The following is a 23176-nucleotide window of genomic DNA, read 5'->3' as shown; positions in this document are numbered from 1 at the left end:
TCTCCAGCGAAGGTACCTTACAAGCGGTCGCCGAAGCCGTAAGCGTCGAGCGTTGTTAGGAAGATTCTTTAGTTTAACTTAAAATAGTAAGATAATTCCAGGTGGAACATCGAAACATTGGGCGCATATACTACTTGTAAAAAGGATGTGCTTAGTATTTTGCGAAACGAGCCGTTATTATTCGTTCAAGGTCCGCCTGTTTACACAAAAATATTGATCCGCGATGAGGAAAGCACGTCAATTTTTAGATTTATGAATGATGATGATTCAAAGATTGTAGAAGAAACCGTGCAAGAAGCTGTAGCTCCTGTAAAAATGGCTAATCCATCTTTAGTCAAAAAAGTACTGTACTTAGGCTCACCATTTCAACGACAAGTCTATCAGCCTCTGCAGTTTGTGTTAGCAGAAGAAACACTAACAGGTACGATTGAAAAGATTGAAGGCGAAACAATTGTCGTTGAATTACATGAAGGCACGAAAGAATTTGTAGCAATCGATATTAGCCATATCAAAGAAATTTTATGGCGAGGTAGTCCATTTGATGAGCAATGAGGGAGAAGGTAGGACGGAGATTAGCCGTTCTACCTTTTTCAATTGTGTAAATATCAAACATCAATTACGCTTCGGCGTAATTGCGTCCGGATTATTTTCGAGCTCGCTCGAAAATAAAAACTACCTAATCAGCGGGAACCGATTAGGTAGAGTAAGCATTGCAGGCAGGGTATTAATCTTCGTCACAGTCAATAAAAACATCTTTAATACATTGAACAGCACAGAAGCATTTCAGGTCAACTGTAACACATGAACCTGTTGCCTCAAAACGTTCTACTTCACAGATTGCGTCAAAATCGAGTTTGCCATGCTTGAAGAGGTTGACACGTTCGCCTCTTCTGTTACGTGGTTCAAGTACTTGCAAAGTTGCACAGCAGTTATCGAAGACATTTTGTACTCTAAAGAAAACAGAGAAGCAGCTATTATGACAGTCTTTTTCATGATTTTGTTCGTTACCACTATTGTGATGATGGTGATGGTGTCTTCTACGTGGGTTGAACATTGCTTTGAATGGATCGCCTTCCTCGTTCATCAACATGAATACGCGTGTATTCGCACGTTGACGTGAAGGGTTGACAAGGCTACCGAGTGGAGCTAAGAAGCAATCTGTTCTGCAATCATCGCAATCTCGGTCATCCCGAATATCCTGTATCCGTCGAATCGCGCGAACGACTTCACAAATACAATTTTCGTGGCGGCGTGCATCTGCCACATTCTCATTTCTTCCACATCCACATCCCATTGATTTCACCTCCTTTTTTCAATTCTTTATACTTTATGCACGCAGGTTTGAGGGAGTAGGGCGGACGCACTGGTTATGAATAAAGTTCAGACGAGAAAGGCATACTGTGAAAAAAAGGGAGGAGACGCATATTCGGAAATGTTTAGTAGTAATCAGCATGCTTGTATTGCTTGCCGGTTGTTCTGAGAAAGGCATGCAGATATATAATCCAGCGAATGCGGATGCTGAAAAGGCAGAGAAGCTATTCGCAAATGATACGCGTCTTACATCTGCAGTCGCCCTAGTTACAGACAAAGACTTATTGATGGGGGTACGCGTAGATACATTTTCAAGATTTCATAAGGAGAAGATTGAGAAGGAATTGAAAAAGGAGCTGGAACAACTGTATCCAGAGCTAGAAGTAACATTGTCAGCAGATAGTAAAATTTTTATGGAAACGGCTAAGTTGATTGAGAAGGGCGACACGCAGGAGCTTGATGAGAAGTTGAAAAAATTGAAATCACTATTAAAGGAAGAGACTTAAATGAATGAAAAAAAATATGCAAAACTCGAACAAGAAATTTCTCCGAAAACGCCGTTATTACGCAATCTATTGACTGCTTTTTTAACAGGTGGCACCATTTGTCTCATCGGTCAGTTTGTTTCGGTTTTTTATATGACGTATTTTGATTTTACGGAACGGACTGCCAGTAATCCGACGGTTGCGACGATGATTTTTTTCGCAATGTTACTAACGGGTTTTGGCTACTATAAGAAAATTGGTCAATTCGGAGGGGCAGGTGCGGCGGTGCCTATCACAGGATTTAGTAATGCGGTCGTGTCGGCTGCAATTGAGCATAAATCGGAAGGCTATGTCCTTGGAGTTGGCGGCAATATGTTTAAACTTGCAGGTTCGGTCATTCTATATGGCGTTTTTTCCGCATTTGTCGTCGCCCTTATTAAAACAATTCTTGTAAAGTTTGGTGTTGTATCATGGTAGCGCGCGGGCTTCTGACGTTCAATACAACGCCATCGATTGCCGCTACAGGGATAACGGCAGGTCCTGTGGAAAAGAAAAGCCCGTTTAAAGAAGGATTCGATAAAATCTATGATGACGAACGCTGTGGTTTAAAGACAAACGAACATGCACATGCAAAGATGATTGAGGACGCTTGTATGATTGCGCTTAGCAAAGTAGATGCTACGCCAAGTGATGCGGATGTTTTATTGATAGGTGATCTTGTGAATCAAATGACACCTTCGAATTTTAGTGCGACGACATTAGGAATTCCATACCTGGGGATGTTTTCAGCTTGTGCAACCTCGGTCTCTTCGCTTCTAATGGCGGCAGTATTAACTGAGATGGGGATGTCTACATGTGCAATTGCAGGGGCAGCCAGTCAACATAATGCGGTTGAACGCCAATTCCGCTATCCTGTTGAATATGGTGCGCAGAAACCTGAAACAGCGCAGTGGACGGTTACGGCGGCAGGAATGGCGGTAGTGACTCCCTATCAAAAAGGATTTCCATCTATTGAACGGGCGACCATCGGCAGTCCAGTCGATCTTGGCATGACAGATCCGCTTAACATGGGGGCGGCAATGGCACCGGCAGCAGCAGATACGTTAGCTCGTCACTTATCGGGGCACCAAACAGTAGCTAGTGATTATGATTGCATTATCACTGGTGATCTTGGAAAAACAGGATTTGAATTGTATAAAACATTAGCAGGGAACCAAGGAATCGATATAGGGGAAAACTTCCGCGATGCGGGTGTAGAGTTCTATGGAGAGGATCCGTTATTTTTTGCAGGTGCTAGCGGTGCAGGCTGCTCGGCGGCACTATTTTTCAGCACAATCTATACAAAAATGATGGCAGGAGACTACAAGCGAGTTCTCCTGATTGCGACAGGTGCATTACTATCACCGATGTCATTCCAACAAGGAGATACAATTCCATGTATCGCGCATGCGGTTGAACTAACGATGAAATGAGTGGGGCAGATGATTTCAATTTTCGTGACAGCATTTATTGTAGGCGGCTTGATATGTGTCGTTGGGCAATTATTGTTTGACGTTGCCAAACTAACGCCGGCACATACATTATGTTTATTAGTCGTCATTGGATCGGTCTTAGATGGGTTTGGCTTGTACGAGCCACTTATTGACTTTGCCGGTGCGGGTGCAACAATTCCGATTATGTCATTCGGTAATTCATTGACACATGGTGCAATGGCGGAGGCAGAAAAGCATGGCTTTATCGGTGTGTTGACAGGGATGTTTGAAGTGACAAGCTCAGGGATTAGCTCGGCAATCTTGTTTGGCTTTATCGCTTCGCTCATTTTTAAAGCAAAGGGAAAAATCTAATAGACGTTTGCCCCGCTTCTTCTTCTCGTATCTGCATAGGATATGGGGAAAGGAAGGGGGGATTTTTTATGTACGGAGGATGTAGTCCTTACGGATGGGGTGGCTTTGACGGTGGATGTTATGGCGGAAGAGGCAATAATTACGGTGGCTCAACATTCGTTCTTATAGTTGTTCTCTTCATCTTGCTCATTATTGTGGGCAAAAGTTTCGTATAAGAAGGAGGAATAACAGATGAATGATTCATTTTTCCGGAAAATCGAATCAAAAACAGGTGTCCCGATGGAAGAGGTATTTGCATTAGCGAATGCGATCCAATTTGCGGATTTCAGCGATGAGCGGCAAGTGAGGAAGATTATACGGAAGGTTGGAAAGTTGGCTCGAAAGGATGTCCCCCAACATACAGAAGACGAGTTAGTTCGTTCAATTGTATCGGGTGGCACGGCCGTGAATATAAAAGATATTCAGGATATGTTGGGTAGTTGACAGAAAAGTCTTTCAACGTGTTTGGTAATGTGATAGAATAGATATACTAATACGAAGTGTCAAAAAAATTCATCGAAAGGGGTGTTAGCAATGGGTTATCTATTACCAATTCAGCCAATTCAATCACAACAATATGCAAATCGCATGAATATGGAGGCATACAGTTTCACATACATTGATCGAGTGAACCGTATTCAGCGTGAACTAAATGATTCTGATACGCCCCCAAAAACGTTTTATGATGCATTTTTAAGAGATGACGATGAAGAAATTGGCAGAGAAAAAGCTGCCATTGCAGCACCTCTTCCGTACAGAGGATTTATTTATCCGAATCCTGCCAATTTATCACCTGCAATCTCACAAGCAGTCGGCAAAGGCCTAAACATTAATGCATATGCTTGATTCAATAGGGGCATCCCGAGTTAAAGCTTGCTCATTTTAGAAATAAAAGAGTTCGTTATGCCAAATTGCATAACGAACTCTTTTTGTCCCTTACGATCACGTGTTTTTTAGTTTTGCATACGCTTTTCCATCGTGCGATGGGGAATGTCTGCGTCCATAAATTCTGGTGAAGTAATGGAATAACCAAGCTTTTCATAGAAAATGATTGCCTGTACCTGTGCATTTAAAACGATTTTTTTGAAATTGTTCTGTTGTGCATGTTCTTCAAGTGCTTGCATTATTAGATTACCAAGATGTTTTCCACGATATTCTTCTAACACACAAACACGTTCGACTTTACCAATGCCATCATTGATTTCTCGAAGGCGACCTGCACCAATAGGTGTTTCGTCTGAATAGACGACAAAATGGATTGCTGTGCTATCCCATTCGTCCAGTTCAAGCGTGAGTGGTACACCTTGTTCTTCCACAAATACTTTCCTTCTGACAGAAAATGCATTTTCCCGTTCATGGTCAGAAGTCGCAATTTTAACTGTGAACAATGATTAATTATCCTCGTCTAGGCGGAATGTTTCAAATACCGTCCAAGAGCCATCTTCAAGTTGGTAGAGCAGGTGAAGGCGGTCAATCGTTTCAGTGTGATCGACACCGACCATTTTAAGTTGGCCGATAATATCATCGTGCTCACCAGAAGTCAGTTTTTGAGCGATTGTAATGTGTGGGACAAAGGCAAACTCGGGTTCTTTGCCAAAGAAATTATGATTAAGGTCTTTATGCAATGCAAGTAATTCCTCATTTGGAGTTGCTTTAAAGTAAATCGTGTTCGTGATAGGTGCAAATGTGCCTACCTTTGACACGTTTAGCTCAAATGGCTGATGCTTGTTTGTGACTTCTTTAATCGCCTTAGCTACTTCTTTAATCTCTTGATCGTTAGCTTCGAATACGCCTTTAACCGTCATATGCGGCGTAATTAATGCGTAATGTGGGTCGTACCGTTTCCGATAAGCGTTCGCAAGATCTTGAAGTTTTTTTGAAGGGAATGCAACAATACCAAATTTCATAATGAAAGACCTCCTCGTGAGAATGATTAGTATAATCCTAATAAATTGATTATAACAGAATATCTGGTTAAATGTCTGTTCTGTCCGAATTAATGACCGTACGTCATAAGAATTGCCCGCGGAACATCGGGTTGCCAATGTTTCCACGTATGGTCTCCTTTGAATTCTTCATAGAAATAAGGGAAGCCCTTTCTTTCGAGTACATCGTTTAAAGAGCGATTTGGCGTCAAAAAGTCCTGTATGCCATCCACCGTTGTTTTGACTTCGTTTTCCCCTTCACCAATTACATGGTAGATGGAAAAACAGGAAGGATCTTTTACAGCTTCCACGGTTTTCAGCACATAATCGTTGACATAAGGAGAATGAAGGATGACTTTCCCGAATATATTAGGATATTTAGCGGCAGCGAGCAGTGAAATGGTTGCCGCCAATGAGTCACCAATAAGCCCTCTACCTGCTCCCACTTGATAGGTTGGATAATTGGCGTCGATATAAGGAACGAGTTCGTGTGCAAGGAAGCGGATATACGCTTCATGGCGATCGCCATCTGGATGATACATGCGTCTGCGTTCTTTGACACTTTTATAAGGAACACCGACAACAATGACATCTTCAATTTCTTCGGCATCGCGTAATTCATCAACAACCCGTCCGATGCGTCCATATTGGAAATAATCTTTGCCATCAGATGCAATTAGGACTGAATATTTATAGAGTGGGGAATATTGATGAGGTAAGTGAATTAACAATTGCATTTCTTCATCAAGTTCTTGGCTGTAAATTGTAATATCTTCGATTTTTCCATACTTCATATTGAGAACCTCCTCTAAGTAGATGTGTAATGGAATTGTAACATATTACAAAGTATAGGTATAATGGTTGCGTAATTGATTTAGAAATGTGAGAGGGGCGGAAGAGAAATGTTTGATCAGAATAAGATTGTCCATTCTAAAGTGGTGACGGAAGCGGCAAAAGCAGCATTGCAAAGGCGTGGTGTCACAATCGAAGCGATTGCTGAGATTGTTTTTGAATTGCAAATTCCATATAATAAAGGGCTTGAAATGGCGCACTGTATCGAATCCGTTGAAGGGGTACTTCGAAAACGTGAATTGCAGCATGCGATTCTTGTTGGTATAGAGTTGGATGAGCTTGCGGAACAAGGTAAATTATCAGCACCACTTCAACAAATTGTCGAGTCAGATGAGGGCTTATTTGGCGTAGATGAAACGATTGCACTCGGTGCTGTATTTACATATGGTTCCATTGCGGTTACAACATTTGGCCATCTCGATAAAAATAAAACGGGGATTATTAACGAACTTGACACGAAGACTGGTAAAGGTATTCATACGTTCTTAGATGATCTTGTTGCAAGCGTTGCAGCATGTGCAGCATCTAGAATTGCGCACAGAACACGTGATTTAGAAGAAGCGGGCGAAACATTTGAAGACATTGCGCCTGACGAGACAATGCCGGAGACGAAAATAAAAGGTGCCCAAATTTAACCTGCATTTAATGAAGGGTTGTCGAGAAAAATGCATTATTCGACAGCTCTTTTTTTTGACGGAAATTGAAAACGTTTGCAAATAACTGATTTATTTAAAAAATAGATTGGTAAAGTAGTGAGTATTCATGATAGAATGTGAATTGAGATTATTACAATCTTACCAGAAAAGGGGGAATTTAGTATGCAGAAAAAGAAATTACGTTTGTTCGCATTCATGACGATTATCGCATTACTCGTACTATCGGCTTGTGGTTCAGGCGATAAAGGCGGTAGCACGGGTTCAGAAAAAGAACCTGCTGATACGGGAGAAAAAAAAGAACAAGAATACAAATTCCTTAGTATTTTAACAGGTGGAACACAAGGAACGTATTACCCACTAGGAGGGTCTTTTGCTGAGTTTATCGGCGAGGAGACGGGCATTAAAACAACGGCAGAAGTATCACAGGCATCTGCTGCAAACATGACTTCATTGAAGGATGGAGATGCGGAAATCGCATTTGTTCAAACAGACATCGCATATTATGCTTCAAAAGGTGAGTTGATGTTTGACGGTGATGTAATTGATAATGTATCGGCAATCGGTGCGCTGTACCCTGAAACGGTTCAACTGATTACACTAGATAAGAGCGGTATTAAAACATACGAAGATTTAAAAGGTAAAAAAGTTTCCGTAGGTGCGCCTGGATCAGGTACGTATGCGAATGCGGAGCAGTTGCTAGAAATTCATGGCCTAACAATGGATGATATTAAGCCACAGAGCCTTGATTTTGGAGAGTCACAAGAAAGTCTGCAAGCGGGTCAAATCGATGCAGCATTCATCACAGCAGGTACACCAACAGGTGCTGTTGAAGGATTGAACGCAGTGGCAAAAGTCTTTGTTGTACCAGTTGAAGACGACAAAGCAGACGCATTGATTGCAAAATACCCGTACTATGCAAAAGAAATCATTCCAGCAGGTACGTACGGTTTGGCAGCAGAGACACCAGCAGTTTCTGTAGGTGCAATGCTAGCAATCCAAAACGATATACCGGAAGAGCTTGGTTACCAAATTACAAAAGCGATTTATGATAATGCATCTAAACTTCAACATGCAAAAGGGAAGTTAATTCAGGCTGAAAAAGGTCTGGATGGGATCGGTATTCCGGTTCACCCTGGTGCACAAAAATATTTTGATGAAGTGAATGGCAAGTAAGGAATGACTAGAACGGGGCGGTGAGGCATTCGGCTTCAGCCGTCCCATTCTTTACCTTTATGATTGAAAGGAAGAAGCGGATGAACAGGAAAATAGTCGTTCCGCCCATTCTGTTTATAGCGTTTGTAGGGCTAATCATCTTTTTTATACCCATGAAAGAGGCATTTACTTTCACAGAACATCGAACAGAAAATCCTAAGGTTTATTATCTGCCACTTGAAAGTGAACGTGGATTCCAGATAAGATACGTGCATTCCATTCATTTGTCGGATGTCTTTGAGACTTATGAAGTGACGGCTAATCAAAAAATCCAGCTATTATCCATGCAATATGAAGATTTAGCAATCGGTTTACCAGGCTCGGCAGAAGAAGGAGAAACGTTTTCTTTTCAAGATGGTTTGTATACGCTTACATATGAAGATAATGTCATTGATTCATTTGTCTTATTAATCGGTGATGTCGATGCCGATTTAGCTTTTCGTTATTTGAATAAGGAAATAAATTTGAAACAGCAATTGGAAAGAGGAAAGTCGTACGCATTTAGTGTAACGAAATTGTCCTACTATCAAATGCTGAGAGGGGGAAACTTGAATGACAACAGAACCAAAGCAGCATGAGGAAACAGAGGAATTCAAGATGCTTACGGAAGAAGAACAGTTAGAGATTCTTCAAAAGTATGACCCGGAATCGAATACACGCAATGTGGGCGGTATTTTTAAGAAGATTGTCTTTTTTGGTTTACTAGCATTTTCGGTCTTTCAATTATATACGGCGATAGGTACTCCCTTTACCGCGTATGTCCAACGTTCTATTCACTTAGGATTTGCATTAGCACTTATCTTCATATTATTCCCGGCAAGGAAGAAGATTGGCGTCAAACGCAATAAGGTACCCTTCTATGATGTGATTTTGTCACTACTCTCGATAGGTGTAGGTCTATATTGGCCGATACTCATCGATGATCTTGTGTTACGGGTAGGGAGAGTTTCGACGCTAGATCTCATCATTGGGATTTTAGCCATATTACTCACGTTAGAAGCAGCGAGACGAGCGGTTGGCTTGCCGATTACGATTATTGCAAGCACATTTTTGGTCTATGCATTTTTCGGGCCATACTTTCCCGGGTTCCTTGCGCATCGTGGGCAGGACCTTGAAAGCCTCGTTCAATTGATGTTCTTTACAACAGATGGAATATTAGGGACACCGATTAGTGTATCCGCAACGTTCATCTTCGTGTTCTTATTATTTGGATCTTTCTTGGTGAAAACGGGTGTCGGTAACTATTTCAACGATCTTGCGGTTGTGTTAGCGGGGCGATTAGTCGGAGGCCCTGCAAAGGTCGCCATTTTCTCAAGTGCCTTACAAGGGACGATTTCAGGAAGCTCTGTTGCCAACGTTGTGGGGTCAGGTTCTTATACGATTCCCATGATGAAAAAGTTGGGCTATAAAAAGGAGTTTGCCGGTGGGGTTGAAGCTGCTGCGTCGACTGGTGGGCAAATTATGCCACCGATTATGGGGGCTGCTGCCTTCCTGATGGTTGAATTCATTGGCGGCGTAACGTATTGGCAAATTGCGAAAGCAGCTGCTATTCCAGCACTTTTATATTTTACAGGTGTTTGGATTATGACGCATTTTGAAGCGAAGCGTGTTGGGCTAAAAGGGATGTCGGAAGATCAAATCCCTGATCGCAAAGAAACACTGAAGAAAATCTATTTACTATTGCCGATACTCGGGATTATTGTCTTCCTCTTAATCGGTATTCCAACAATGAAAGCTGCACTGTTGGGGATTGTATTAACAATTGTTGTCAGTTCGTTTGACAAGTCAACGCGTCTTGGTTTCAAAGATATGATTCATGCATTGGTTGACGGAGCGCGTACAGCACTCGCTGTTGCTGCAGCGACGGCATGCGCGGGGATTATTGTTGGGGTTGTTGTTAAGACGGGGTTAGGCTTGAGCTTAGCAACAGGGTTGATTTCGGCTGCTGGCGGAAATATCTTCCTTACATTGTTCTTTACAATGCTTGCGGCAATTGTGCTTGGTATGGGTTCACCGACAACAGCGAACTATGTTATCACGTCAACAATTGCTGCACCAGCAATTATTACATTGCTGATGTTGGATACGCCAGATGCAACGGTGCCAATCGTTGTAGCAGTATCGGCGCATCTATTTGTGTTCTATTTTGGGATTATTGCAGACATTACACCGCCGGTTGCACTTGCTGCTTTTGCGGCAGCAGGGATATCTGGTGGGGATCCCATCAAAACGGGTGTTACGTCGGCAAAGCTTGCCATTGCGGCATTTATAATTCCGTATATGTTCGTATTCAATCCAGCCCTGTTAATGATGGGTGCCTCGATACCAGAAATCCTATGGGTTGTGATGACAGCCATTGTCGGCATGATTGCCATTGGTGCCGGTATGATTGGCTATTGGTACCGCAAGTGCAATTGGCTTGAGCGCTTGTTAGCAGTAGGCACAGGGTTACTCTTAATCTACCCAGAGACGATTACAGATATTGTAGGACTTGTACTATTCGTTGCATTGGTTGCGGTTCAATGGATGACGCGTAACAAAGATAACGAAGATGAAGAAGTAGTTGTAGCGTCTTAAGATAAGAGCACGTAGAAATCCCTTCACCTTGTCATGTGGTGAAGGGATTTTTGTCTGGGATGAATTATGGCTATCGGCTATTCAGGAGTCTTCAGTTTTGAACTGGGACTGTTCTTTAATGCGGTATTTTTTAAGTTTGTAGTAAAGCGTTGAGCGACTGATGCCGAGAAGTTCCGCTGCTTTTGTACGGTTGCCATCGGTTTTTGCCAATGTTTTCAGTAATACGGATCTTTCTGTTTCGTAGACTAATTCTTTAGGGGTTAGTGTGCTCGGATTTGGCGGTGTCTGAACTTGTAGTAAAGGTCGTTCTTTAATCGAAGGAACGAGATGCCTATCAAGATGAATATGCTCTACGTCAATCCAATCACTCGAAGAAAAATGAAAGGCGCGTTCGAGTACATTTTCCAACTCCCTTACATTGCCTGGCCAAGTGTACTGTGTGAGTTTTGCGAGTGCGTCTTTCGTAATACCTTCAATTTGTTTGAACTTTTTTGATTTGAATTTATCGAACAGAAACTCACATAATAGTGGAATATCCTCGATTCGCTCTCGAAGGGGAGGAATATGCAGCTGAATGACATGGATGCGGTAGTATAAGTCCTCGCGGAAAGTGCCTTCGCGTACCATATCAAGCAAATTTTTATTGGTTGCCGCTAAAATGCGTACATCTGCTTTTCTTGTTTTGGTATCGCCGATTCTTTCAAACTCTTTTTCTTGCAAGACCCGTAAAATTTTGACTTGTAAAGATAATGGCATATCGCCAATCTCATCTAAAAAAAGTGTTCCGCCTTCTGCTAATTCAAATTTTCCAGGTTTACCGCCCTTTCTTGCCCCTGTAAAAGCCCCGTCCGCATACCCAAAAAACTCAGATTCCAACAATTCTTCGGGAATCGCTCCACAATTGACCTTGATAAAGGCACCTGGTCTCCCAGAGGATTGGTGAATGCCATCCGCAAGCAATTCCTTCCCAGTGCCACTTTCTCCTGTAATTAGGATGTTTGAAAAAGTTTGTGAAGCGATATAGGCATCTTTTTTCAGACGCTCTATCTCTTTGTTCGTGGAAATAATTAAGCCGAAAGGGTCGTTGTCAAATGACACTTTCAATAGTTCCCCGCGATAATAAGAAATCTCACCTTCCAAGCGCTCCATATGATGCAAGAGATCCTTCCAAACGTCTAATTGTTTAAAAATAAGCTTGAAAATAGCCCCGATTTTCTTGCCGTTTTGAATGATGGGCATTTGCGTTAAAATTGCTTTCTTATCTCGAATCTCTACTAGTTCCCCTTCAATTTTTTCATTGTGCAGGATGCTCCGGTCTGAGTCGAGTTCCGGGATGATTTGCTTAATAGGATGCTGGAGCACTTCCTGTAGTGACTGGTAGCCAAACAAAGCGAGAAAGCTATGATTGACTCTTGTAATTTTGCCCTCTGTGTCGGTTATAAGTACCCCATCATACGCAAGCTCCAGTGCACTATCCAATACTTTTTCAATACGTTTTGTAGACTCTAATTCTTGTGCTACTTTTTCAAAATCCGTTACGTCTTTGAGGACGACCATTGCGCCAGTAACGGATGTCCATTCTTTTATGGGAATGAAAGACGCAATTGCGGTCGTATTCGGTAAAAATAATCGTTTCATGAAGCTTTGTTCGGTTCGAATGGAGTCTTGTAAACCGGCAGTGAGGTTAGAGAAGTATTGTGAGATGGAACGGTTCATTAATTGTTCTTCTGGAAGTTGGAATAGTGCTAAGGCGGCGGTGTTAATAGATGTGATGCGCATGTCCAAATCGACAGAGATAACAGCTTCATGTAAATGGTTCATGAGTGATTTCAATCGATTGGCTACACTGTCTGTACTCGTAATCAACCCTTTAATGAGCTCTGATTTCGCCATAATCCCTGTCACATGACCGAATTTGTTAACAACGACAGCATGTCCAATCCCTTTTTCGATTAATAAATCCTTCGCATAGTAAGCATCATCTTCTTCATTGACAGTGAATACATCTGCGATGATGACAGGCTCAATGGACACATCTAATAAGTCGTTTTCCAAGAGTAGCCGATATAAAGAATACTTCGTAACGATACCCAGTAGTCGCCCCTGTTCAATGACACAGGCGATATCTTGCCGCAGGCGCAAAAAGTCTTTCATCAAATCTTTTGCGGTACTTTGCCGAGTGATGCTAATAAAAGTTGAGGAAGATAGCTGATGAACTCGCAATGATTCGTATGCTCCTTTGCAGTTAACAGATTTTTTCCAAACAAGTGTCAGGTACTAGAATACATATTTCAAAAATCACTACTCTATCTATTGTAAGGAATCTAATTCGAACAATCAATACAACTGTGTGAATTTTCGGACGTTTGGTGAAGTATGTACACAGTTGACTAACAGCAGTTGTACATGTATTTCGAGAAAAGATAGGTTTGTAGCGACTTCAAATATTGGCACGGCAGTTGCATATATAAAGAGTGAGACAAAAATTTGTGTATCGGGAGTGAGCGCAAGTGCGAGCAGATTATCAGCGATTTTATACAGAAAAAGAACGTATTTTAAAAGGCGGTCAGGAGAAATACCATGAACGGAATGCAGAACAAGGAAAAATGTTCGTACGCGAACGGTTAGAGAGAATTTTTGACCCAAATTCGATTATCGAAGATGGTGTTTTTGCAAATAATGATGATCCATCTTTGCCAGCAGACGGCTGTATTACAGGGGTTGGTGAGATTGATGGACGTCCGGTTTGTTTCTTAGCGGCGGATTCAACTGTCAAGGCAGGCTCATGGGGACCGAAATCTGTTGAAAAAAATATTCGCATACAGGAAAAAGCTGCAGACTTAAAAATTCCGATTCTCTATTTGATTGATTCTGCGGGGGCGAGGATTACTGAACAACTGAATGTGTTCCCGGGAAAACGTCACGGCGGAAAGATTTTCTATAACCAAATTCAATTGTCGGGCGTTGTGCCACAAATTACAGTGTTATTTGGTCCTTCGCCAGCAGGTGCAGCTTACGTCCCAGCATTTTCAGATGTAGTCATTATGATTGACCAGAATTCGAGTGCTTATCTCGGTTCCCCGCGGATGGTAGAAATGGCGATTGGAGAAAAAACAACGATGGATAAAATGGGCGGTGCTAAAATGCATTGTTCTGTAAGTGGACTAGGGGATGTGCTGGTTGAAAGTGAAGAGGAAGCGATTGATGCGTGTAAACGTTATTTAGCGTATATGCCTCAAAATTGGCAGGAAAGTCCGCCAAAGCAAGAAGGAAAAAGCCCAGTAAGTGGCAGAAGCATTGCAGACATCATTCCGTTAAATCCGAATACACCATTCGATATGTATGAACTGATTGACCAAGTCATTGATGAAGGCAGTTGGTTTGAGTATAAAAAGTTATTCGCTCCAGAACTCATTACAGGTTTCGCACGGTTGAATGGAGAGGTGAGGGGAATTGTCGCCAACCAATCGAAGGTCAAGGGGGGGACATTGTTTGTTGATTCTCCTGACAAGGCGGCGCGCTTTATTATGATTTGTAATGCGTATGATATTCCTCTTCTGTATTTGTCTGATGTACCAGGCTATATGATTGGGTCCAAAGTAGAGCAAAGTGGCATTATCCGACATGGTGCCAAAATGATTTCCGCATTGTCTGAGGCATCCGTTCCGATTATTTCCATCATCGTACGTAAATGCTTCGGTGCAGGATTATATGCGATGGCGGGTCCAGCATTTGGGTCGGATGCAGTATTGGCTTTGCCGAGTGCACAAATTGCTGTGATGGGGCCAGAAGCAGCGGTTAATGCGGTTTATTTCAATAAAATTCAAGCGCTTCCTGAAGACGAACGTCCAGCTTTTATTGCTGAAAAAAGAAAAGAGTACACAGCGGATATCGATATATTCAAACTCGCTTCGGAGCTCATTATTGACGATTTGGTCGGTTTTGACGAAATGCGAACAGAAGTGATTCGTCGATTCAACGTTTATCGTACGAAGCAAGTGCAAAAGTATGACAAACGGAATGCCATTCATCCCGTGTAATAGATTTTATGGATACGGAGGTACTAAAAGTGAACTATACAACCATATTGTATGAGGTGACTGACCATATCGCCAAAATTACGATGAATTTGCCCGAGATGCGAAATCCTTTAACGGAAGCGTTAACAGCGGAGCTCATCACGGCTATTCGTACAGCCGATCAGGATCAAGACGTCCGTGTCATCATTTTAACAGGTGCAGGAAAAGCATTTTCGGCGGGCGGCAACTTGAATGAGTTTAAAGCCAACTTTGAAAAATCGATTCCCGAGCTTCATCGTGAAGGGCATGAAAGTACAGAGTTATTTAAGCTTGGAGCTACGGTAAAAACACCAATCATTGCATCTGTCAATGGTCCGGCATTAGGGGGCGGCACAGGGATCGTAGCGATGTCACATCTAGCGATTGCCTCCAATCAGGCGAAGCTAGGGCTGACTGAGTTAAAGTTGGGGCTTGTCCCGTTTGTCATTTTGCCATGGGTAAGACGAGCGGTGGGCAATCGACGCGCGATGGAGCTGATGCTGACGGCTGAAATCATTGATGCGGAAAAAGCCAAAGACTATGAACTAGTTCACCGAATTGTCCCACATGACCAGTTGGAAGAGGAGACGTGGGCATTGGCAAAAACGGTGGCCTCACACAGTCCATTAGCGGTTAGTTTGGGCATGGATGCTTATTTTACAACAGAACAAATGGATTTTATGAAGTCCTTTGATTATTTATCGACATTGCGGCTTGTGTCCTTTCAAAGTGAAGATTTGAAAGAAGGCGCATCGGCATTTTTGGAAAAAAGAAAACCAAGCTGGCAAGGAAAATAAAGGGGGAAAAAATAATGGACATTCAATCACCGATGAGTGGAAGCGTATGGAAAATCGAAGTGCGTGAAGGGGATACAGTAGTAGCAGGGGACGTAGTTGTTATTTTAGAATCAATGAAAATGGAAATTCCGATTGAAGCAACAGATGCAGGGGCTATAAAAGAAATCAAAGTAGCAGAAGGGGACTTTGTTCAAGAAGGCGACGCTGTCGTCGTAATTGGATAATCAAGGAGGCCTAATAGGATGAAAAAAATACGAATTGGTGCTGCACAAGGGTTTTATGGGGATACTATCGAACCCGCAATTGCGACAGCCAAATATGGCAATGTCGATTACATTAGTTTTGATTGTTTAGCAGAATTGACGATGGCGATTTTGCTAAAGGACAAACAAAAAAATGCCAATCTCGGCTATACCCGGGATATTACAACGTCCATGAAAGCCTTACTTCCGTATGTGAAGGACAAGGGCATTAAGCTATTGACGAATGCGGGGGGTATTAACCCCGTTGCGGCGCAGCAAGAGGTCATTCGAGTTGCCAAAGAGCTCGGAATGGATGATTTAAAAGTGGCGGTTGTAACAGGGGATAATGTAATTGATCAAATTGATGACCTTGTTGCGCAAGGCGTTTCTTTCGAGCATATGGAGACAGGTGCATCGATTGATCGTATAAAAGAGAAACTCACCTTTGCCAATGCTTATCTTGGCTCAATGCCCATTGTGGAGGCATTGAAACAAGGGGCGGACGTAGTTGTAACGGGCAGAACGACGGATACAGCGCAATTTTTGGCGCCTTTAATCTATGAATATGGTTGGTCTGAAGAAGATTTGGACCAGCTTGCAGGCGGTGTATTTATGGGGCATTTATTGGAGTGCTCTGCCCAGTCGACAGGTGGCAACTTCAGTGGCGATTGGGAGCAGGTGGAACGAGTCGAAGAAATCGGTTATCCCATTGCTGAAGTAGATGCGTCTGGTGAATTTGTCTTAACGAAGGTGAGTGAGTGTGGCGGGCTTGTCACTGTAGACACTGTCAAAGAACAGATGCTGTACGAAATACATGATCCATCGGCCTATGTCACACCTGATGTGATCGTTGATTTGACGCAAGTGAAGCTGGAGAATGTCGGAGAACATCGCGTGAAGGTTAGCGGCGTCAAAGGGAAACCAAAGCCTGACCAATTAAAGGTTGTGATGGGCTATGAAGATGGTTATATGGGGCAAGTATTAATGGGCTTTTCATGGCCAGATGCGTTGAAAAAAGCGAGGAAAGCAGATGAAGTCATTCGCAAGCAAATTGAGAGAAAAGGGTTACAGTATCAAGAAATTCATACGAGTTACTTAGGCTATGACTCCTTACACGGTCCACTTGCGCAGGAGCCAAGTGAAGACCTAAACGAGGTCTATTTACGGATGGCGGTACGGGCGACGACGAAACAAAACGCTGCTGCGTTAAGTCGTTTGTTTCCTCCATTGTTTTTGAATGGTCCGCCAGCAGCAGGTGGCTTCTATGGAAATATCCCAACAAGGCAGCTACTAGGCATGTGGTCGGCGCTCATCCCGAGAGAACTGGTAGAAAGTCAAGTGAAGATTCGCGTGGAAGAGGTGGGGACGTATGTCTAAGATGCTTTTGAAAGACGTTGCACAAGTACGTTCTGGTGATAAAGGCAATACAGTGAACATCGGTTTATTTGCTGCCAATGAGGAGATGTACAATCTTTTTGCTGAGCAAGTGACTGCAGACAAGGTGAAAGCACATTTCCAAGGGTTAGTTGACGGGGAAGTAATTCGTTACGAAGTGCCAACAATTCATGCCTTTAATTTCATATTAAAAGAGGCATTGAACGGTGGGGGCTCGACGTCAATTCGAGTAGATAATCTTGGGAAATGTTTTAGTGCCAACTTATTGCGAATGGAAATTGAAGTGCCTGAAGGAGTGGAGATGTGAACATGACATATGAACCTTATTTTACGGAAGAGCATGAGATTCTGCGCACAACAATACGCAAATTTGTTGCAAAAGAAGTAACTCCCTTTGTTGAAGAGTGGGAAGAAGAGGGCATTTTCCCACTGGAATTGCTAAAGCGCATGGGAGATTTAGGCTTTTTGGGCTTACGCTATCCGGAAAGTGTTGGCGGTCAAGGTGGCGATTATTTTGCTGGTATCGTTTTTGCGGAAGAACTCGCAAAATGTGGCTGTGGCGGCGTTCCGATGGCGATTGCGGTTCAAACAGATATGGCAACGCCACCCATTGCTGAATTTGGCAATGCCGATCAACAAGAACGTTTTCTAACGCCTGCCATAAAAGGAGACAAGCTGGCGGCAATCGGTATTAGTGAGCCGAATCACGGTTCTGACGTTGCTTCCGTTGAGACGAGAGCGCGTAGAGATGGTGATGACTGGATTATTAATGGATCGAAAATGTTCATTACCAACGGGACGCGTGCCGATTTCGTCACGCTTGTTACACGAACGTCAGACGAACCGGGGTACAAAGGCATTAGTTTGTTCATAGTGGAACTTGACAGCCCAGGTGTGTCAGTTAGCCGGAAATTGGACAAAGTGGGTATGCGTTCTTCGGATACGGCTGAACTCATTTTTGATAATGTACGAGTGCCGCATGCTAACTTGCTAGGGGAAGAAGGAAAAGGATTCTCGTATATTATGTGGGAGCTCCAAGGAGAGCGAATGATTGCGGCTGCTGGCTCTATCGGCATGGCGGAGCAAGCCTATGAGTTAGCCTATGACTATGCAAAGTCGAGAAAGCAATTTAATCAGCCAATTGCAAACTTCCAAGTCATTGCACATTTATTGGCGGAGATGAAAACAGAAATCGAAGTATGTAGGGAACTGACGTATGCAACGGCTTATCGTTTTTCAAAAGGCGAAGTGCCAAGTAAAGAGATTTCGATGACGAAATTAGCTGCTGCACAAATGGCGCATTGGGTGGCGGATCGGGCACTACAAATTTTTGGCGGCAATGGCTATATGACAGAGTATCCAATTGAGCGTATTTGGCGTGATACAAGGCTACACCGCATTGGTGGCGGAGCAGATGAAGTGATGAAGGAAATCATCGCTAAACAAATGGGCTTGTGAACCTGAGAAAAGGAAGTGTGTACATGACTCACTGGATGTTTACCGAAGAGCATAAGATGTTTCGTGACGCGGTCAGAAAATTTGTGGAAAAAGAAATTATACCATTTGTGGAAGAGTGGGAAGAGGCGGGGGCAGTGCCACGAAGTGTGTTTGAGAGAGTGGGAGCGTTAGGCTATTTAGGGACAAAGTTTCCGGTTGAATACGGCGGAGTCGGTTCTGATTTAATCATGGATGGCATTTTTAATGAGGAACTGACGAAATGTGGTTCAGGGGGTATTGGTGCTGCGATTGTTGCACATATCGGTATTGCGTTGACACCGATTTGGCGCTTTGGCAATCATGAACAGAAGCTGAAGTATTTACAGCCAGGGATTGAGGGCAAAAAAATTGCCGCATTAGGCATTACGGAACCTAGTGCAGGTAGTGATGTTTCTTCGATTGGTACGAAGGCGGTCGATAAAGGGGATCACTATTTATTAAATGGTTCGAAAACATTTATCACGAATGGTGTGAATGCTGATTATGTCGTTGTAGCGGCAAAAACGGCTGACGGTCCCGGGCATCGTAACACGAGTTTATTCATTGTGGAAAGTAACTGGGAAGGTTTTTCGGTTGGTAAGAAACTTGATAAGTTAGGCTGGCGCGGGTCGGATACAGGTGAACTGTATTTTGAAAATGTAAAAGTACCGAAAAAGAATTTGATCGGTCGTCTGAATGAAGGCTTCAAGTACATTATGATCAATTTTCAATGGGAGCGGCTGACATTGGCGTTGTCCAGTATCGCATTAGCCGAAAAAGCGTTGGAAGAAACGGTTCGTTATAGTAAAGAGCGAATCCAATTTGGTGGTCCATTGGCCCAATTCCAAGTGCTTCGGCATAAGATGGTGGATATGGCCATCGACATTGAAAAGGCGAGAAGCATTACATATCGAGCGATTTATCGATATGACAAAGGCGAAGATGTGACAACTGAAGCAACGATGGCGAAAGCTTATGCGGCAGAGATGGTGAGCCGGGTATGTGACCAAGCCTTGCAAATCCATGGTGGCAATGGCTATATGATGGAATTTCCGGTTCAGCGTTATTGGCGTGATGCGCGTCTGCAATCAATTGGTGGCGGAACGACACAAATTATGAATGAAATACTCACGAAAAAACTGCAGATTATTGAAAATTAATGGAGCGGAGGCAGTGATAATGAGAGAAGAGATTACAGTCATTAATCGTGTTGCAATAGGGGATATCATTCGTAGGGCTGCAAGTCGTTATGAAAACAAGACGGCGTTAGTCGACGGAGAGAGGCGTCTCACGTATCGAGAGCTTGACCAAGCTTGTAATCGTTTTGCAAACTATTTGATTGGAAGCGGTTACAAGAAGGGGGATGCTATTGCGACGATATGTGGCAACTCCATAGACCATGTCATTGCCATGTATGGCATTCAAAAAGCAGGTCTTATTTGGGTGCCGGTCAATCCAGGTCTTTCAAGTGCAGAGCAACAGTATATATTGAACAAAGCACAGGTGAAAATGATTATTATCGACCATGCTTTCTTGCAAGCGGATCGTTCTCGCTTTGATCGTTCGACCATTATTATTGTGAACAATGAGAAAGATGGTGGAACAACCTTCGCTGAAACGCTTATCGGACAATCAGCTGAAGAGCCGGATGTTGCTATCCAGGATCGGGATGTTGCACAAATTATGTTTACCAGTGGTACTACGGGCAATCCGAAAGGGGTTTGCATTAGCCATTTATCGGTCTATCTTGCGAGTCTAGGGAATATTGTAGACTTGCACATTAAAGAAAGTGAAGTACTAATGGTCATCATGCCGATGTTCCATTGTGCGCAGCATACATTTTTAACGTCATTCTTAACGATTGGTGCCAAGCTTGTAGTAGCGGGTAAATTTGAACCTGAGCATTTTATGCAAACGATTGAAAAGGAACAAGGAACGTTTATGTTTGCCTTGCCGATGATGTATCGAGCGATTATCCATCATCCGAATCGGAAAAAGTATAATTTGACCTCGTTGCAAACGTGCTTATATGCTATGGCACCTATGGATCAAACGACTTTGAAGAAGGGGATTGAGGAGCTAAATGCCGACTTTTTACTCGGAACTGGGCAAACGGAAATGTATCCGGCAACGATGTTCTTTAAACCAGAAGAGCAGCTGAAACGTTTCGGTTCTTATTGGGGAACGACAGCGATTATCAATGACACGGCGATAATGGACGACGAGGGGAATCTATTGGAAAAAGGCCAAATTGGGGAAATTGTCCACCGCGGCCCTAACGTGATGAATGGTTACCTAGATAACGAGGAAGCGACGAAGGAAACCCGATTATTTGGTTGGCATCATACAGGCGATTTAGGTTATTGGGATGAAGACGGCCAAATGGTGTTTGTAGATCGTAAAAAAGACATGATTAAAACCGGTGGCGAAAATGTAGCGTCCATTAAAATTGAGCAGACGCTATTAAACTACGACAAGATTGAGAATGCCATCGTTGTCGGTCTGCCGCATGAAAAGTGGATTGAAGCTGTAACAGCCTTTGTTCGTCCAAAAGCAGGGCAAGAGGTGACGGAGGAAGAAATTATTGCTTATTGTAAAGAGCATCTTGGTGGGTTCCAAGTACCGAAAAAGGTCGTCTTTGTCGAAGAGTTTCCAATGACGACGACTGGTAAAATTCAAAAGCAAAAATTGCGTGTACAGTACGAAAACTTATTTGCGGATGTCACGAGTATGCAATAACACTAAAAAAGGGGTGTTCGATTTATGATAAATGGGATTGGTTCATGGCTTGTGAAGCATAGTGATCGACATGTGAATAAAACAGCAATCGTCTACAAAGACAAACGCTTTACGTATCGACAGCTCAATGACCGTGTAAATCGTTTAGCACATTCGCTTGTCGATCTTGGTGTGAGAAAAGGCGATCGAGTGAATACACTTCTTTTTAATCGAAATGAGTTACTGGAAACACTATTTGCCTGTGCGAAAATCGGTGCCATTTTTGTGCCGATTAACTTTCGTTTAAGTGTTGCAGAAGTCGAGTACATTGTGCGTGATTCAGGCGGCATTGTTTTCGTGTACGATGACCGGCTGGAAGCTATTGCGAATGGATTGGCAGAGCGGACACCGCAAATTCGTTCGTTTATTCGAGTGGGAGATGAGCAGATGGGAGCGCATCTGGCATATGAGCAGCTCCTTGCAAAATCGAAGCATGAAGAGCCGGAATATATCGTAGGATTAGATGATGCGCATATGATGATGTATACATCTGGAACAACGGGCAGACCAAAGGGAGCTGTGTTAACGCATGGCAATACCCAATGGAATGCCATCAATTGTTTGGACGCGTTACCGATTACTGAAGACATGATTACATTAACGGTAGCCCCATTGTTTCATATTGGTGGGATGAATATCTTTACAACGCCGGCCTTATACAAAGGTGGGACAGTTATCCTAGAAGATAAGTTCGATCCGCAATTGACATTGGAACTTGTAGAGCGTGAGAGCATTACAGCCTTGTTTCTAGTACCCGCAATGTGGCTAGCTATCACGCAGTTTCCAAGGCTCGAACAATACGATTTAAGTTCACTAACTTTTAATATTTCAGGCGGGGCTCCTTGCCCACTAACCATTATTGAGTTTTTCCAAAATCGCAATATCCCGTTCTTTGAAGGATTCGGTCTAACGGAAACAGCGCCAGTTGTCGCAGTGCTTGATGGTGAAAATAGTGCAAGGAAAAATGGCTCTGTCGGTAAAGCACCCATACACACAGAGGTAAAAGTTGTCGATCCGTATGGGCATGAAGTGCCAACTGGACAAGTAGGAGAGTTAGCGGTGAAGGGACCTAATATTTTTGTTGAATATTGGAACAAGCCTGAGGCGACGAGAGAAGCCATTCGCAATGGCTGGTTTTTTACCGGAGATCTAGCTAAACAGGATGAAGAAGGTTTTCTTTATATCGTAGACCGCATGAAGGACATGATTATTACAGGTGGCGAAAATGTCTATCCGATCGAGGTGGAGCAAGTGTTATTCCGTCATCCGAATATTCGAGAAGTCGCGGTTGTTGGCTATCCAGATGAAAAATGGGGCGAATCTGTTAAGGCAGTGATTGCCTTGAAGAATCCGAACGAGGCACTGGATTTGCAAGCGGTTCGTGCATTTTGTGAAGGGAAACTGGCTACGTTTAAAATTCCGAAACAAATTGATTTGGTAGATGCGTTACCAAGAAATGCGACAGGCAAGGTTCTAAAAATCGTTTTGCGTTCTAAAGAGATTGAAAATTCTTTAACCTAAAAGGGGGA

General features: G+C 43.0%; 26 protein-coding genes. 21 read left to right on the top strand and 5 right to left on the bottom strand.

Annotated elements, in window-relative coordinates; genetic code table 11:
- The first annotated feature begins 117 nt into the window (after window positions 1-117).
- Window positions 118-552 carry a hypothetical protein gene (locus tag MKY34_RS20295; protein WP_342512915.1) on the top strand — a complete coding sequence of 145 codons (435 nt, stop codon included), beginning with the start codon at window positions 118-120 and terminating at the stop codon, window positions 550-552.
- A 172-nt stretch (window positions 553-724) separates the two neighbouring features.
- Here MKY34_RS20295 and MKY34_RS20290 read toward each other — a convergent pair whose 3' ends face one another.
- Complete coding sequence (locus MKY34_RS20290) at window positions 725-1294, bottom strand: CotY/CotZ family spore coat protein (protein ID WP_342512914.1); 570 nt, start codon at window positions 1292-1294, stop codon at window positions 725-727.
- Between the two features lie 106 nt (window positions 1295-1400).
- Here MKY34_RS20290 and MKY34_RS20285 point away from each other — a divergent pair, with 106 nt between their 5' ends.
- The 7 genes from MKY34_RS20285 (at window position 1401) to MKY34_RS20255 (ending at window position 4525) form a co-directional block, all read left to right on the top strand.
- On the top strand, window positions 1401-1817 hold the full coding sequence (locus MKY34_RS20285) for a hypothetical protein (RefSeq protein WP_342512913.1): 417 nt from the start codon (window positions 1401-1403) through the stop codon (window positions 1815-1817).
- Window positions 1818-2273 (top strand): stage V sporulation protein AC, encoded by a 456-nt coding sequence (gene spoVAC / locus MKY34_RS20280; protein WP_342512912.1) that lies wholly within the window; start codon window positions 1818-1820, stop codon window positions 2271-2273.
- Window positions 2267-3268, top strand: coding sequence for a stage V sporulation protein AD (locus MKY34_RS20275; protein WP_342512911.1), 1002 nt, complete (start codon window positions 2267-2269; stop codon window positions 3266-3268). Before spoVAC ends, MKY34_RS20275 begins: the two co-directional genes overlap by 7 nt.
- A 9-nt stretch (window positions 3269-3277) precedes the next feature.
- On the top strand, window positions 3278-3640 hold the full coding sequence (gene spoVAE, locus MKY34_RS20270) for a stage V sporulation protein AE (protein WP_342512910.1): 363 nt from the start codon (window positions 3278-3280) through the stop codon (window positions 3638-3640).
- A 68-nt stretch (window positions 3641-3708) separates the two neighbouring features.
- On the top strand, window positions 3709-3855 hold the full coding sequence (locus MKY34_RS20265; RefSeq protein WP_342512909.1) for a YjcZ family sporulation protein: 147 nt from the start codon (window positions 3709-3711) through the stop codon (window positions 3853-3855).
- A gap of 16 nt (window positions 3856-3871) precedes the next feature.
- Window positions 3872-4123 (top strand): stage VI sporulation protein F, encoded by a 252-nt coding sequence (locus MKY34_RS20260; RefSeq protein ID WP_342512908.1) that lies wholly within the window; start codon window positions 3872-3874, stop codon window positions 4121-4123.
- Between the two features lie 90 nt (window positions 4124-4213).
- On the top strand, window positions 4214-4525 hold the full coding sequence (locus MKY34_RS20255) for a hypothetical protein (protein WP_342512907.1): 312 nt from the start codon (window positions 4214-4216) through the stop codon (window positions 4523-4525).
- Window positions 4526-4632: 107 nt separating this feature from the next.
- On the opposite strand, the gene MKY34_RS20250 is transcribed toward MKY34_RS20255, so the two are convergent.
- The 3 genes from MKY34_RS20250 to MKY34_RS20240 all read right to left on the bottom strand — a co-directional run bounded on the left by MKY34_RS20250 (window position 4633) and on the right by MKY34_RS20240 (window position 6398).
- On the bottom strand, window positions 4633-5067 hold the full coding sequence (locus MKY34_RS20250) for a GNAT family N-acetyltransferase (protein ID WP_342512906.1): 435 nt from the start codon (window positions 5065-5067) through the stop codon (window positions 4633-4635).
- 3 nt (window positions 5068-5070) lie between these two features.
- Entirely contained in the window at window positions 5071-5586 is a 516-nt protein-coding gene (locus MKY34_RS20245; RefSeq protein WP_342512905.1) for a YjcG family protein, read from the bottom strand.
- Window positions 5587-5675: 89 nt separating this feature from the next.
- Window positions 5676-6398, bottom strand: coding sequence for an esterase family protein (locus MKY34_RS20240; protein WP_342512904.1), 723 nt, complete (start codon window positions 6396-6398; stop codon window positions 5676-5678).
- 108 nt (window positions 6399-6506) lie between these two features.
- On the opposite strand from MKY34_RS20240, the gene MKY34_RS20235 reads away from it, so the two are divergent.
- The 4 genes from MKY34_RS20235 (at window position 6507) to MKY34_RS20220 (ending at window position 10901) form a co-directional block, all read left to right on the top strand.
- Entirely contained in the window at window positions 6507-7091 is a 585-nt protein-coding gene (locus MKY34_RS20235; protein ID WP_342512903.1) for a phosphatidylglycerophosphatase A, read from the top strand.
- 183 nt (window positions 7092-7274) lie between these two features.
- Window positions 7275-8285 (top strand): TAXI family TRAP transporter solute-binding subunit, encoded by a 1011-nt coding sequence (locus MKY34_RS20230; RefSeq protein WP_342512902.1) that lies wholly within the window; start codon window positions 7275-7277, stop codon window positions 8283-8285.
- An 80-nt stretch (window positions 8286-8365) separates the two neighbouring features.
- On the top strand, window positions 8366-8902 hold the full coding sequence (locus MKY34_RS20225) for a DUF1850 domain-containing protein (RefSeq protein WP_342512901.1): 537 nt from the start codon (window positions 8366-8368) through the stop codon (window positions 8900-8902).
- Window positions 8877-10901: a TRAP transporter permease gene (locus tag MKY34_RS20220; protein WP_342512900.1), complete on the top strand. Its 2025-nt coding sequence runs from the start codon at window positions 8877-8879 to the stop codon at window positions 10899-10901. The genes MKY34_RS20225 and MKY34_RS20220 overlap by 26 nt, the downstream gene beginning before the upstream one ends.
- A gap of 81 nt (window positions 10902-10982) precedes the next feature.
- Here MKY34_RS20220 and MKY34_RS20215 read toward each other — a convergent pair whose 3' ends face one another.
- Window positions 10983-13124, bottom strand: a complete 2142-nt coding sequence (locus MKY34_RS20215) for a sigma 54-interacting transcriptional regulator (RefSeq protein WP_342512899.1) — start codon at window positions 13122-13124, stop codon at window positions 10983-10985.
- A gap of 287 nt (window positions 13125-13411) precedes the next feature.
- On the opposite strand from MKY34_RS20215, the gene MKY34_RS20210 reads away from it, so the two are divergent.
- The 9 genes from MKY34_RS20210 to MKY34_RS20170 are packed head-to-tail and all read left to right on the top strand — an operon-like array spanning window position 13412 to window position 23168.
- Window positions 13412-14941: an acyl-CoA carboxylase subunit beta gene (locus MKY34_RS20210; RefSeq protein WP_342512898.1), complete on the top strand. Its 1530-nt coding sequence runs from the start codon at window positions 13412-13414 to the stop codon at window positions 14939-14941.
- Between the two features lie 29 nt (window positions 14942-14970).
- Window positions 14971-15756: an enoyl-CoA hydratase-related protein gene (locus MKY34_RS20205; protein WP_342512897.1), complete on the top strand. Its 786-nt coding sequence runs from the start codon at window positions 14971-14973 to the stop codon at window positions 15754-15756.
- Window positions 15757-15770: 14 nt separating this feature from the next.
- Window positions 15771-15980, top strand: coding sequence for an acetyl-CoA carboxylase biotin carboxyl carrier protein subunit (locus tag MKY34_RS20200; RefSeq protein ID WP_342512896.1), 210 nt, complete (start codon window positions 15771-15773; stop codon window positions 15978-15980).
- A gap of 18 nt (window positions 15981-15998) precedes the next feature.
- Window positions 15999-17375: an acyclic terpene utilization AtuA family protein gene (locus MKY34_RS20195; protein ID WP_342512895.1), complete on the top strand. Its 1377-nt coding sequence runs from the start codon at window positions 15999-16001 to the stop codon at window positions 17373-17375.
- A complete protein-coding gene (locus MKY34_RS20190) occupies window positions 17368-17700 on the top strand; it encodes a hypothetical protein (RefSeq protein WP_342512894.1) in 333 nt (110 codons plus the stop codon). Before MKY34_RS20195 ends, MKY34_RS20190 begins: the two co-directional genes overlap by 8 nt.
- Window positions 17701-17702: 2 nt before the next feature.
- On the top strand, window positions 17703-18851 hold the full coding sequence (locus MKY34_RS20185; protein ID WP_342515318.1) for an acyl-CoA dehydrogenase family protein: 1149 nt from the start codon (window positions 17703-17705) through the stop codon (window positions 18849-18851).
- Window positions 18852-18874: 23 nt separating this feature from the next.
- Complete coding sequence (locus MKY34_RS20180) at window positions 18875-20029, top strand: acyl-CoA dehydrogenase family protein (RefSeq protein ID WP_342512893.1); 1155 nt, start codon at window positions 18875-18877, stop codon at window positions 20027-20029.
- 19 nt (window positions 20030-20048) lie between these two features.
- Window positions 20049-21608: an AMP-binding protein gene (locus MKY34_RS20175; protein WP_342512892.1), complete on the top strand. Its 1560-nt coding sequence runs from the start codon at window positions 20049-20051 to the stop codon at window positions 21606-21608.
- A 24-nt stretch (window positions 21609-21632) separates the two neighbouring features.
- Window positions 21633-23168, top strand: a complete 1536-nt coding sequence (locus MKY34_RS20170) for a long-chain fatty acid--CoA ligase (protein WP_342512891.1) — start codon at window positions 21633-21635, stop codon at window positions 23166-23168.
- Window positions 23169-23176: the final 8 nt, after the last annotated feature.

Origin of the sequence: Sporosarcina sp. FSL K6-1522 (genome assembly GCF_038622445.1) — a bacterium.
Taxonomy (GTDB): Bacteria; Bacillota; Bacilli; order Bacillales_A; family Planococcaceae; genus Sporosarcina.
Note: the sequence above shows the minus strand (reverse complement) of the source record. Positions and strands in the feature narration are given on the sequence as shown.